Consider the following 12,776-nt stretch of genomic DNA (forward strand, 5'->3'; position numbering starts at 1 on the left):
TTAAAAGAGCTATGCGTGCATAGCTCTTTTTTTATTGGTATTTTTGTTAAAGAACTCATAAATAACTCAAAACCAATAAAAATGAAAAACAACTTGTTTTTTCAATTGCTGTTGCTACTTTTTGTAAGTGCAACCTATGGTCAAGTTACTACCTCTAATATTAGAGGTTTGGTAATGGACGATCAAGATCAACCACTATTTGGCGCAAATATTGTTGCTGTCCACACCCCAACAGGTACTAAGTACGGGTCTATTACCAATGAAGATGGTAGGTTTAACCTACTTAACCTTCGTGTTGGTGGTCCTTACAAGGTTGAAATTTCTTATGTAGGGTTTAAACCTTACGAACTTACCGATGTTAATTTGTCATTAGGGCAAACGTTCAATATTGATATTAAATTAGCAAGTGAAAGTCAGGCATTGGACGAAGTTACCGTAGTATCTGATCGTTCTGGTACTTTTAGTAGTGATCGTACCGGTGCAGAAACTAGTGTGGGTAGAAGAGAATTAACGCGCTTACCAACAATTTCACGTTCTGCTGCAGATTTTACGCGTTTAGAGCCAACGGCTAGTGGAAATTCGTTTGGTGGTAGAAATGACCAATTCAATAACTTTTCATTGGATGGAGCAATTTTTAATAACCCTTTCGGCTTAGATGCGGCTACTCCTGGTGGTCAAACAGATTCACAACCAATTTCATTAGATGCAATTGATCAAATTCAAGTATCTACTGCACCATATGATGTTACCCAATCAGGATTTACAGGGGCTTCAGTGAACGCTGTAACTAAGAGTGGTAGTAATGAATTTCATGGTACGGTTTATGGATTTTTCAGAAATGAAGATATGACCGGAGGAAAGATTAAAGGAGACGATATTGTTAAGCCTAAATTAGACCAAAGTCAATACGGCGTTAGTATCGGTGGACCAATAGTAAAGAATAAACTTTTCTTCTTCGCTAATTTTGAAAGAGATGAACGTACAGATTTGGGAACCAATGGATGGGTTCCAAACACAGGTTCTGGTGCTATTAATGAATCTAGAGTGCTAGAAAGCGATTTAATAGCTGTTAGAGATCAATTATTGGCGGTAGGTTATGATCCGGGAGCATATGAAGGGTTTACGCATGATGCTGAATCTACAAAAGGACTTTTTAAATTAGACTGGAATATAAATGATAACAATCGTTTAGCAGTTATTTATAATTTTTTAAATGCATCTAAACAAAAGCCGGCTCACCCATCGGCAATACAATTTAGAGGACCTAATGCAAATACATTGCAATTTCAAAACTCTGGTTATGAAATAAATAATGAGATTAGGTCGGTGCAAGTTGAATTAAATTCAACGCTATCTGAAACAGCTTCAAATAAGTTACAAGTAGGATATACTCATTTTAACGATTATAGAAATCCATTTTCTACACCTGCGCCTTCTATTAATATTTCAAAAGATGGTTCTAATTATATCATAGCAGGTCACGAACCATTTTCGGCTAACAATAGGTTAGATCAAAAAGTGTTTCAGATTACGAATAACTTAAATTTTTACAAAGGCGACCATACATATACCGTAGGTTTTTCTTTAGAGAAATTTATGTTCGATAATTCATTTAATCTAACTTCATATGGTTTTTCCAAATTTGGGAGTGTAGATATTAATGAGTTTGATGCAACTACATATGATTTTGCAGGTCCACAAGCTACGTTCAATGCAAATAATGCAGTGCCAGACGGTGAAGGTTGGGCCTTGGCAGAAACTAATGTTGGTCAATTAGCGTTTTATGTGCAAGACGAGTGGAGTGTAAGTGAAAAATTTAAATTAACGTACGGTGTTCGTTTTGATAAGCCGTTGTTTTTTGATTCTGCTGAAAAAGCACAAGATGTAATTGATAGAGGTTTTGTAATTGCAGATCAGCCATACCAAAATCCAAATACAGGTGAAACCGTATTTATAGATAATACGCAGATGCCTTCTAATGATTGGTTAATATCACCTAGAGTAGGTTTTAATTATGATGTTTATGATGATAAATCATTACAATTACGTGGTGGTTCAGGTTTGTTTACAGGTCGTTTTCCATTCGTGTGGTTAGGAAATCAGATTTCTTCTCCAGATGTATTCTTCTTGCAGGCAGTTGATCCAGATTACAAATTTCCACAGGTTTGGAGAACTAATTTGGGTGCAGATAAACGTTTAGATAATGGTATGGTGCTTACGGCGGATGTTTCTTATACTAAAGATATCAATGGACCACATGTACAAAACTGGGCATTGACATCTCCATCAGGTATTTTATCTGGTGTAGATACGAGAGCAACCTATACTGAAGGCGATTTATTAAATAGTTTTGGTTTAGGAGCCGGACCATATGTTTTTACAAATTCTAACAAAGGTAGAATTTGGAATGCATCTTTAAAGGCTCAGAAAAATTTCAATAATGGTTTATATGCAATGATGGCTTATAGCTACTTAGATGCAAAAGATGTAAATTCTATTGAAGCTGAGATTACTTCAGATGCTTTTGCAGGTAACCCAATTGTAAATGATGCTAATGCAGATATCTTAGCGCCATCAAAATATGGTGATAAACATAGATTTATTGGTGTGGCTAGTAAAAATTGGGAGTACGGTAATGGAAAATGGGCTACCACTTTGTCAACATTTTTTGAATATGCTCAAGGCGGTAGATTCAATTATACATATGGAGGAGACATAAACGGAGATGGCTCAGGTATCAACGATCTTATTTATGTACCAACATCTGCTGAAATAGGTCAAATGCAATTTTCAGGGGCTGGTCAAGGCGCTGCTTTTGATTCTTATATTGCTCAAGATGATTACTTAAGTGGTCGTAGAGGTCAGTATGCAGAGCGTTACGGAGCTTTAACACCATGGAGAGGTCGTTGGGATGTTAAATTCTTACAAGATTATAAAATCACTGTTTCTGAAGGTAAGACAAACACTATTCAATTTAGTGTAGATGTGTTGAATATTGGTAATATGATCAGTTCTGATTGGGGATTGGTTCAACAGCCAAACAACATTCAGCCAGTAGGTGTAACGGTTGATCCAGATTCAAGTGTACCAACTTACACGTTCAATCCTGAATTAACAGAAACTTTTGGATATGATGCTAGCTTGTTATCTAGATGGCAAGCACAAGTAGGATTAAGATATATCTTCTAAGTTTAGAAAATTAAGTTGTAAAAGCCCTAGCAAATATGTTAGGGCTTTTTATTTTTGCAAAATGAAATATACGAGGCTTACAAAAGAACAATTAGAGGAATTGCACCCAGAGTTTATAAACTTTCTGGCAACACAATCTATTACTGGTGATGAGTGGGATACCATAAAGAAAGATAAGCCAGAAGTAGCAGAAGAGGAGTTAGATGTTTTTAGCGATTTGGTATGGGAAGGTGTGTTGAGTAAAGTTTCTTATTTAGAAAATATTTCAGATAAACAAATGCACCTATTTCATTTAACCGATAAAGAGATGAAACTGATATCGGTGAAAGTGATGAATCCAGAAATTGATTTGACTACGCCTATTGGTTTTGATTGGTTCAAGAGAAACTGGCAATCTGATTTTGTAGAATATTTGACCGCTGCAAAGGCATATACCGAAGATAAAAACCTAGATAAGTTTTTGCTGCTGCAACAAGGTGCGGTAATAACAAAGGGTGAATTGTACAAATGGTTCGAGAAAGTCATCGTTACCAAATAAAACTCTAAAAATCTAAAATCCATACCGGTAAAATATGGCCTTACTTTATGGAAGGTTATATTTGCAATACAATAAAAAAATTAATGGCACAGAAACCATCTATACCAAAAGGAACTCGCGATTTTAATCCATCAGAAATTGCAAAGCGTAATTATATATTTGACATCATCAAAAAGAACTTTCAGACTTATGGTTTTCAACCCATAGAAACCCCTTCTTTTGAGAACTCAGATACACTATTGGGTAAATATGGAGAAGAAGGTGACCGTCTTATATTTAAGATTTTAAATTCTGGAGATTTTCTTAGAAAGGTAGATGATACTACTTATGCTGAAAAAAACGCTAATAGTATAGCTCCTAAAATTACCGAAAAAGCATTACGATACGATTTAACCGTACCATTTGCCCGTTACGTGGTAATGCATCAAAATGAATTAGATTTTCCGTTTAAGCGCTATCAAATTCAACCCGTGTGGAGGGCTGATAGACCTCAAAAAGGTAGATTTAGAGAGTTTTTTCAATGTGATGCCGATGTTGTTGGATCAGACTCTTTATTGCAAGAAGTGGAATTAATTCAGTTGTATGATGCTGTATTTTCTGATTTAAAATTGGAAGGTGCTATCATTAAGATGAACAATAGAAAAATTTTAGCTGGTATAGCAGAAGTTATCGGAGCTAAAGATTTATTGATAGATTTCACTGTTGCGTTAGATAAGTTAGATAAAATAGGGGAAGAGGGTGTTAAAAAAGAGATGCTCGCTAAAGGAATTACCGAAGAAGCAATTGAAAAAGCGTCTCCACTATTTTTGCCACAAGGTAATAACGATGAACAATTAGAGCGTTTAGATGCTTTATTAAAAGATTCTGAGGAAGGTAAGAAAGGGCTAGAAGAGCTTCGTTTTATTTTAGAGACTATTTCTGTTCTAGGTCTTCGGTCTGCAAATTTATCTATAGATGTCACTCTTGCCCGCGGATTAAATTACTACACCGGAGCTATTTTTGAAGTAGCGGCACCAAAAGGTGTGAAAATGGGATCCATAGGTGGTGGCGGTCGTTATGACGACCTTACAGGTATTTTTGGTTTAAAAAATGTAAGTGGTGTTGGTATTTCATTTGGTCTTGATAGAATCTATTTGGTTTTAGAGGATTTAGAACTTTTTCCAGAGGCAATTGACCAATCTCTTCAAGTATTATGTGTCAATTTTGGAGATAAAGAAGCTTTGGCTGCTTTAAAATTGGTTACTCAATTACGTAAATCTGGGGTAAAGGCAGATATCTATCCTTCTAACGCCAAGATGCAAAAGCAGATGAAATATGCTAATAATCGTAATGTGCCTTATGTCATTCTAATAGGTGAACAAGAGTTGGATAATAATTCATTCGTTGTCAAAAACATGAAAGAAGGAACGCAAAAGGAGTATAGCTTGGATAAGGCTTCAGATTTTGTAAGCAACTTGAGCTAATAGATTCAAAATCAGATATATTTTTACTGAGTCATTTTTGATTATATTTGGTTAACCAATTTGGTTGTGCAATTTGTATTGTATGATTAAAATGCATTTAAATCAAAATTAAATTAAGTTTATAATTAAAAACATCATGACAAATAGTAACAAATTATCTGGAAAAAATATACTGATTACAGCTGGTGCTCAGGGAATTGGAGAATCAATTACCAAGCATTTTATCGATAGTGGAGCCAATGTTGCTATTCATTATTTTTCTAGCGCAGATTCTGCAAACGAATTGGTGAAATATGCCACAGATAAAAGGCTGAAAGCTATTGCAATTTCTGGAGATTTAACTAAAGAAGAAGATGCTAATACCTTAGTTGAAAAAACAGTAGAAGCTTTAGGCGGTCTAAATATTCTTGTAAATAATGCCGGTTCTTTAGTTGCTAGAAAGTTACTTAGCGAAATGGAAACAGAATTTTGGCACAAGGTCATGGATATTAATCTAACATCAATGATGTTTGTTACACGTGCGGCGGCATCTTATTTGGCAAAGCATGAAAACAGCAGTATAGTTAATTTAGCATCATTGGCCGGGCGTAAAGGAGGTCACCCGGGTTCTTTGGTATATTCTACCAGTAAAGGGGCTATATTAACCTATACGAGAGCTCTTGCGTCAGAATTAGGACCACAGGGTACAAGGGTTAATGCTGTTGCGCCAGGACTTATTTTAGGTACCTCATTTCATAATACACATACCACAAAAGAATCTGCGGCAGAAACGACTAAAGGAATTCCTATTCAAAGAGCAGGTAATGCAGATGACGTAGCTAGAGCTGTATTGTATTTGGCATCTGAATATGATGGGTTTATTACAGGAGCTACACTTGATATTAATGGAGGTGTCTACAATATGTAGAAGCTCGTAAACTTATAGAAACCCTAGTTTACTTTTTTAATTGACTAGGGTTTTATTCTCATACTCTTTAAAAAAAAATATACATATGCTTAAGACTCCGGTTATACATCCACAAATTATGGAGGCGCTTGGGCGCTCAGGTCATTTTACACAAGTGGTCATTGCAGATGGTAATTTACCAGTAGGGGCTATGACGGGTCCTAATTCTACTACGGTACATTTAAATTTTCGTCCGGGATTATTAGATGCACTAACTGTTTTAGAAGGAATTTTAGAAGTTTGCCCTGTACAAGGTGCTATAGTTATGGAAAAACCTGCTGAAGCAAATGCAGAGATTCATAATGCATACAAAAAGTTACTTGGAGATGTCACTTGGGATGAAATGGAGCGATGGGCTTTTTATGATAAAATTAGAGACCAAAATACGACCTTAATTATTCAGACAGGTGAGCAAAGACGTTTTGCAAATTTAATTTTAACCGTTGGCGTTGTAAAAATGGCTGAAGAATCTGGATTTTAAAGAAGAGTATAGCTTTTACAAATTGTTTTCTTTACTGTGTATTTCTTTAAGTATAGTCTTGTAATAAGAATTATCATGAGGAACATAGCTGTATTTAATAGGATTTTTCAATGCTTTGCTAAATTCATTTATAGAAATCAGTTTTAAGGCTTCAACTTCACTGTCTTGCTTTTGAAGTGTGCTAAATGATGATTTTAGCTTAGCGATAAATGTGTGATGAAACTCGTAATCTTTCAATAATTCAGAATGATTTTTGACAGATTTAAAAATGCCTATTTTTTTCAAATCTGAAGCGAATACTTTTAATCCAATTTCTTCTTGTATTTCTCTTAAAGCAGATGTAATGATATCTTCCCCAGCACCTATGTGTCCTGCAACGGATACATCCCAAAGTAAAGGGTAGATATCTTTATCCTTTCCTCGTTGCTGCATTAGAATTTTTCCGTCCGAAGTATAGAACCAGATATGAACAGTTTGGTGAAACCATCCATTTTTATGTGCTTCCGACTTCATAGCGGTAGTATTCGTCATTATTCCATCAGCATCTAAAATGTCAATTAATTCGTCCATAAAACAAAAAAAATCCCTCCGATGAAAGAGGGATTATTAAAATTTATTCGAAGTAGCTAAAAGTTTCTCCTTCTTTGATTGTCAACAATGTTTCGTAAATAAGACGAATAACATTTTCAACATCGTCTTTATGAACTGTTTCTACCGTTGTATGCATGTAGCGCAATGGTAATGAAATTAATGCAGAAGCAACTCCGCCATTACTATATGCGAAAGCATCGGTATCTGTACCAGTTGATCTAGAAGCCGCCATTCTTTGAAATGGTATTTTGTTGTCTTCAGCTGTTTTAATAATACGTTCTCGCAATTTGTTTTGAACCGCAGGTGCATATGAAATAACCGGACCAGCACCAATTTCAGTATGACCTTGTACTGCTTTATTTATCATTGGTGTAGTTGTATCATGACAAACATCTGTTACAATAGCAACATTTGGCTTAATGGTCTGCGTAATCATTTCTGCACCACGTAAACCTATTTCTTCCTGTACAGAATTAGTGATGTAAAGTCCAAATGGTAACTCAACTTTATTCTCATGAAGTAAACGAGCAACTTCAGCAATCATAAATCCGCCAGCTCTGTTGTCTATTGCTCTACAAACGTATTTATTCTTATTTAAAATTTGAAACTCGTCTGGGTAAGTGATTACACAACCTACGTGAACGCCAAGTTTTTCAACTTCTTCTTTATTTGTAGCACCAACATCAACCGTGATGTTCTCAATTTTTGGAGTCTCTTCTTTAGGTCCTTTTCTGGTATGTATTGCAGGCCAGCCAAAAATACCTTTTACAATACCTTTAGTAGTGTGGATGTTTACCCATTTAGACGGAGCTATTTGATGGTCACTTCCGCCATTTCTAATGACATGAATTAAACCATTATCGGTGATGTAGTTTACATACCAAGAAATTTCATCAGAATGTCCTTCAATAACTACTTTATATTTGGCATCAGGGTTTATAACGCCCACTGCAGTACCGTATGTGTCCGTAATGAACGTATCTACATAAGGTTTTAGGTAGTCCATCCATATTTTTTGCCCTTCCCACTCATAACCGGTTGGAGCGGCATTATTCAAGTATTTTTCAAAAAAGTCTTGTGACTTTTTGGTAATTATTTTTTTATCAGCCATCAATGTAAGTTTAAGATACAAACTTAACAATATTAGCGTTGTATTAATAATAACCTTCTTTAATAATCGTTAATTTTGGCAGGACTTTTGTTAAGCCTATGGTAATGAAATATAACTTTTTACTTCTTTTTTTACTCTTCAGCGGTGTTTCTATTTGTACTGCCCAGGTTGAAGAACAGGAACTTGATTCTATTACAGAAAAGATGATTATAGTTGCTGGTGATTCTTTGGTTCAAAGTTCAATAGCCTTACAAGAAGCTTATGTATTTGGTAAACTCAAATTCTCATCTTATGATGAAAAATTGCGGTATTATATTTTACGTAGAAAAACTCAGAAAGTGTATCCGTATGCAAAGATGGCGGCTGAGCGATTGGTTGAGCTAAACGATAGTTTGGCAAACATGAAAAACAATAGAAAGCGAAAAAAGTATACCAAAAAAGTACAGAAGTTTATTGAAGAAGAATTTTCTGAAGAACTTAAAAAACTAACACGTACAGAAGGTCAAATTTTGGTGAAGTTAATTTACAGGCAAACAGGAACAACAGCTTTTGATTTGGTAAAAGATTTAAGAAATGGTTGGCGTGCATTTTGGTATAATACCACAGCCAAGCTGTTTAGTATAAGTATCAAAGAAGAATTTCATCCTGATATGATCGAAGAGGATTATTTAATCGAAGATATTTTACAACGCGCTTTTTCTCAAGGTAAATTAGAACGACAAGAAACTGTGTTAGATTATGACTACGATCAGTTGTATAATAAATGGAAGAAGACCACAAAAATTCCTAAAGATTAAGATTTTTTAGGTTTCTTGCCAAACATTGAATCCATTATGGTCATTATACCTTTGAACCCTGTTCTTACGGCAAAGAATGCAAGAATTACCCCAACAATGCAAACGGGCCAGAATAAAAAGTGCTCTTGATTTTTAAATGCTTGCCATAATACTATAGGAGCCGTAAACATAAGTACTACGGTTATTGCCAGCTTTTTTAAACCGGTAACAAGCATATCTTTATCAGTTCGTCTCATTCTCTGTTATAGTTATACTGTCTTTATATTCTTCTACTATCGCAAAGTATCCCAAAGCATAATTATCTGTACGTTCTACGTTGTCAACAACTTCATCATTATCAATACCGGTAATATTAATAACATTACCGCGTACGGTAGCGGCAGGTGTTTGAAAAGGACCTTGGTCACCACCAGATTGTACTATAATCTGGTTCATGTAATTGTAAAAGGGTTCATCTACTCCAATAAGGCTAACGTCTACCACAGAGCTGGTATTCAATTCTAGTTCATTATCATAGAAATAAGAGAATACAAATGTCTGCCCTTGGTAAAATTCATCCTCAGTTACCAGAAATTCTCCAAAATCTAAATCTAGAAGATAAAAATCATCACTATCGCCAGGGTCGGTAAATGAAACAATGACCTCTGTTTCATCACCAGAGAACAAGGTTTCGTCGCCTTGTTCTAAAGAGTCGATGGGAACTGATTTTACATAGGTAGTTGTAGCTAAATATTGTTCGTCATCAGTGGTGATCAACAATTGAAAAACATCACCTTCATTAATATTGCTAACCCTAATTCTTTGGTCGCTATCAAATGATGGGTCAGGTACCCATTTTCCGCTTCCAAGTTCAACTTCTGCTAAATTTGATATTCCGCCACCCTCCAATATTTCAGGTGCGTCTTCTCTGGGTGTACCGTAATATATGATAGCACTTTTTATAGATGCAACCGTGTTTTCTTCAAAGAAGGAACTACTCTCGGTAACTACTATTTCAATAGGTAGGTACTCTTCGTTCTCATCTACTCTAATAACTCCGTTAATGATTAGTCTGCTGACATCTTCTGGAAGCTCTACATCAATTACATCTTCACATGATGTAAAAAATGATATGGCTAATAAAATTATTAAATAGCGTTTCATGGCTTATAATTTAAAATTGTAGGTCACTGCTGGAACAATGCCGAATATTGATGTTCGCACCGCTTCGTTTACTCCGGTATCATCGTTCTGTCTAAAACTAACTGAAGCAGCATTTCTTCTATTATAAACATTGTATAGGCTAAATACCCATTCTCCCTTCATTTTTCTAGTTTTATTCTTTCTGGGAGTCAATGTGGCAGAAAGGTCTAAGCGATTGTAAGCTGGTAATCGTTGTGTATTACGCAGCCCGTAATAAGGTACTGTCAAATTTTCGAATTCAAATTGCCCAATAGGGTAGTTGGTGGGTTGCCCGGTTTGGTAAGTAAAATTACCGCCAAAGCTCCATTTTTCATTGAGGTCATAACTTAAGAACATAGAAACGTCATGGGTTTTGTCATACGGAGTGTTGTACCAGTCACCAAAATTAATTCCGGTTTCAATATTGCTGCGACCATTGTCTGCGGTAGAGGTTCTGCCCGGTGTACGCTGCTCAGATTTAGATAGGGTATATGCTAGCCAACCTTGCAGTTTACCTTCGTTTTTTCTAAGTAAAACTTCTAATCCGTAAGCTCTTGCTTCGCCATTTAAAATAACCTGTTCTATGGTATTGTTCGCAATTAAATTAGCTCCATCAATATAATCTATTCTATTTTGAACGTCTTTATAGAATGCTTCGGTTTCAAATGAATAATCGCCATCATTTATATTTTTAAAATAACCGAAGGCATATTGATCTAATAATTGAGGTTTAGTGAAAGGTCCACTTGGTGTCCAAACATCTAAAGGAGTAGGGGAGCTGGTGTTTGAAAGTAAGTGTAAGTATTGAGCCAATCTTGTATAGCTAGCTTTAATTGAGCTGGTCTCGTTCAGCGTGTACGACAATGATGCTCTTGGTTCAAAATTGCTGAAGTTGGAAAGTGTAGTGCCTCTACCCGGGTTAATAACATCAATAGGGTCAGCTTCTTTGTAAATTAATAATAAGGGGTCAAATTCAACAGGATTGTTATCGGCGTACACGTTTAGCTCATCTTGACCTAGTCTCGTGAAATGGCTAAAACGTAATCCGTAACCAAGGCTAAGATTATCGGTTACCCGATGTTCAAAATCTACATAGGCGGCAAATTCGTTAGCGTATTTCTGAATAAGTTGTTCTTCAACAATTCCTGATTCGGAATTACTAGGTTCTATTTTACCAGGGTTAAATTGGTAGTAGACATTGTTTACACCATAGTTAACTTGTAATTTATCTGTAGCATAGTGTTTAAGATCATATTTAATATTGAAATTTCTAATACCGGAATTCCAATTGAAGCCAACGAAATCTAATTTTAAGCCGTAATAATAATCAGAGTAAATTAGGGATAGGTTGGAGAATAGTTTGTCTGAAAATAAATGGTTCCATCTAAAATTACCAACAGTATTCCCGTAGGTGTTAACAAAACTATCATTGATACCGAAGACATCACGACCAAAATAGCCAGAAAGAAAAATGTTGTTTTTGTCGTTTAACCTGTAGTTCAATTTTGTGTTCAGGTCATAGAAATAAGCCGTATTGTCCACATCGAATAGAGGTAGAAAAAGGTGGGCGTATGAAGCTCTACCGCCAATAAGAAACGCAGCTTTATCCTTTTTAATAGGACCTTCAATTAAAAGCCTACTTGCAACGGCACCTATACCACCGTTCATTTTAAATTCTTTACTGTTACCTTCTTTTTGAAAAATATCTAATACTGATGACACTCTACCACCGTAACGTGCAGGTATACCACCTTTATAAAGTTTTACATCTTTTATAGCATCAGGATTAAAAACAGAAAAGAATCCGAATAAGTGCGATGAATTAAAGATGATAGCCTCATCTAACAAAATTAGATTTTGGTCTGCGGCACCACCACGCACATTAAAACCAGATGCGCCCTCACCGGCATTGGTAACGCCGGGTAATAACAATATAGATTTGATGACGTCAGCTTCACCTAATATTACCGGTATTTTCTTGATGGTACCTACGGATAGAGTATTGACACTCATTTGTGGTTTTCTGATATCCATTTTTTCCACATTCTCGGTAACCACAACTTCCTCTAATTGTTCAGCTTCTTCTTCTAATAAAAAATCTATACGTCTATTTTCGGTAAGTTCAATTTCTTGAATGATATCTTCAAAACCTAAATAACTAATAAGTACCTTATAGGTACCTTCAGGTAAGGATATAGAATAAAAACCATATTCATTTGTGGTGACCCCCGTACTCAATTCAGGAATAGCAACTGTAACCCCAATTAGTGTTTCATTACTACTAGATTCAGCAATAGAGCCACTTAAAGTATATTTTTGTTGTCCCCATGATGAAAAGGAGAAGCAAAGCAATGAAATAAGAATAAACGGTAAATATCCTTTCATCAATTTTTTTTAGTAAAAATACTTAGAAATACGAGATACTCCTACAACTAATTAAAAGACAAAAAAATACCCTCAATTTTCATTGAGGGTATTTTGTAATATAAATTTATAGGA

The 12,776-nt window shown here is 35.4% G+C and carries 11 protein-coding genes; 6 read left to right on the plus strand and 5 right to left on the minus strand.

The features are described 5' to 3' along the window. The first annotated feature begins 81 nt into the window (after positions 1-81). The 5 genes from PXD56_RS07155 to PXD56_RS07175 all read left to right on the plus strand — a co-directional run bounded on the left by PXD56_RS07155 (position 82) and on the right by PXD56_RS07175 (position 6,617). Entirely contained in the window at positions 82-3,189 is a 3,108-nt protein-coding gene (locus PXD56_RS07155) for a TonB-dependent receptor (RefSeq protein WP_276492654.1), read from the plus strand. 61 nt (positions 3,190-3,250) lie between these two features. Beyond that, entirely contained in the window at positions 3,251-3,727 is a 477-nt protein-coding gene (locus tag PXD56_RS07160; RefSeq protein WP_276492655.1) for a DUF6495 family protein, read from the plus strand. 83 nt (positions 3,728-3,810) lie between these two features. Then, positions 3,811-5,190 (plus strand): histidine--tRNA ligase, encoded by a 1,380-nt coding sequence (gene hisS, locus PXD56_RS07165; protein WP_276492656.1) that lies wholly within the window; start codon positions 3,811-3,813, stop codon positions 5,188-5,190. Between the two features lie 136 nt (positions 5,191-5,326). Beyond that, positions 5,327-6,097 (plus strand): SDR family NAD(P)-dependent oxidoreductase, encoded by a 771-nt coding sequence (locus PXD56_RS07170; protein WP_276492657.1) that lies wholly within the window; start codon positions 5,327-5,329, stop codon positions 6,095-6,097. Between the two features lie 85 nt (positions 6,098-6,182). Beyond that, positions 6,183-6,617, plus strand: coding sequence for an RbsD/FucU family protein (locus tag PXD56_RS07175; RefSeq protein ID WP_276492658.1), 435 nt, complete (start codon positions 6,183-6,185; stop codon positions 6,615-6,617). A gap of 15 nt (positions 6,618-6,632) precedes the next feature. Here the strand turns inward: PXD56_RS07175 and PXD56_RS07180 are convergent, their stop codons facing one another. Then, positions 6,633-7,187, minus strand: coding sequence for an NUDIX hydrolase (locus PXD56_RS07180; RefSeq protein WP_276492659.1), 555 nt, complete (start codon positions 7,185-7,187; stop codon positions 6,633-6,635). A gap of 43 nt (positions 7,188-7,230) precedes the next feature. Next, complete coding sequence (locus tag PXD56_RS07185) at positions 7,231-8,319, minus strand: M42 family metallopeptidase (protein WP_276492660.1); 1,089 nt, start codon at positions 8,317-8,319, stop codon at positions 7,231-7,233. 104 nt (positions 8,320-8,423) lie between these two features. On the opposite strand from PXD56_RS07185, the gene PXD56_RS07190 reads away from it, so the two are divergent. Next, on the plus strand, positions 8,424-9,116 hold the full coding sequence (locus PXD56_RS07190; protein ID WP_276492661.1) for a DUF4294 domain-containing protein: 693 nt from the start codon (positions 8,424-8,426) through the stop codon (positions 9,114-9,116). Here PXD56_RS07190 and PXD56_RS07195 read toward each other — a convergent pair. The 3 genes from PXD56_RS07195 to PXD56_RS07205 are packed head-to-tail and all read right to left on the minus strand — an operon-like array spanning position 9,113 to position 12,662. After that, a complete protein-coding gene (locus PXD56_RS07195; RefSeq protein WP_276492662.1) occupies positions 9,113-9,352 on the minus strand; it encodes a DUF6095 family protein in 240 nt (79 codons plus the stop codon). The genes PXD56_RS07190 and PXD56_RS07195 overlap by 4 nt on opposite strands. After that, on the minus strand, positions 9,339-10,259 hold the full coding sequence (locus PXD56_RS07200; RefSeq protein ID WP_276492663.1) for a DUF4249 domain-containing protein: 921 nt from the start codon (positions 10,257-10,259) through the stop codon (positions 9,339-9,341). Before PXD56_RS07200 ends, PXD56_RS07195 begins: the two co-directional genes overlap by 14 nt. Positions 10,260-10,262: 3 nt before the next feature. Beyond that, positions 10,263-12,662: a TonB-dependent receptor gene (locus PXD56_RS07205; RefSeq protein ID WP_276492664.1), complete on the minus strand. Its 2,400-nt coding sequence runs from the start codon at positions 12,660-12,662 to the stop codon at positions 10,263-10,265. Positions 12,663-12,776 lie beyond the last annotated feature (114 nt).

Origin of the sequence: Maribacter zhoushanensis (genome assembly GCF_029350975.1) — a bacterium.
Taxonomy (GTDB): Bacteria; Bacteroidota; Bacteroidia; order Flavobacteriales; family Flavobacteriaceae; genus Maribacter; species Maribacter zhoushanensis.

Coding starts and splice junctions, on each gene's coding strand:
- PXD56_RS07155 (WP_276492654.1), top strand. CDS start 82: ATGAAAAACAACTTGTTTTTTCAATTGCTGTTGCTACTTTTTGTAAGT.
- PXD56_RS07160 (WP_276492655.1), top strand. CDS start 3,251: ATGAAATATACGAGGCTTACAAAAGAACAATTAGAGGAATTGCACCCA.
- hisS (WP_276492656.1), top strand. CDS start 3,811: ATGGCACAGAAACCATCTATACCAAAAGGAACTCGCGATTTTAATCCA.
- PXD56_RS07170 (WP_276492657.1), top strand. CDS start 5,327: ATGACAAATAGTAACAAATTATCTGGAAAAAATATACTGATTACAGCT.
- PXD56_RS07175 (WP_276492658.1), top strand. CDS start 6,183: ATGCTTAAGACTCCGGTTATACATCCACAAATTATGGAGGCGCTTGGG.
- PXD56_RS07180 (WP_276492659.1), bottom strand. CDS start 7,187: ATGGACGAATTAATTGACATTTTAGATGCTGATGGAATAATGACGAAT.
- PXD56_RS07185 (WP_276492660.1), bottom strand. CDS start 8,319: ATGGCTGATAAAAAAATAATTACCAAAAAGTCACAAGACTTTTTTGAA.
- PXD56_RS07190 (WP_276492661.1), top strand. CDS start 8,424: ATGAAATATAACTTTTTACTTCTTTTTTTACTCTTCAGCGGTGTTTCT.
- PXD56_RS07195 (WP_276492662.1), bottom strand. CDS start 9,352: ATGAGACGAACTGATAAAGATATGCTTGTTACCGGTTTAAAAAAGCTG.
- PXD56_RS07200 (WP_276492663.1), bottom strand. CDS start 10,259: ATGAAACGCTATTTAATAATTTTATTAGCCATATCATTTTTTACATCA.
- PXD56_RS07205 (WP_276492664.1), bottom strand. CDS start 12,662: ATGAAAGGATATTTACCGTTTATTCTTATTTCATTGCTTTGCTTCTCC.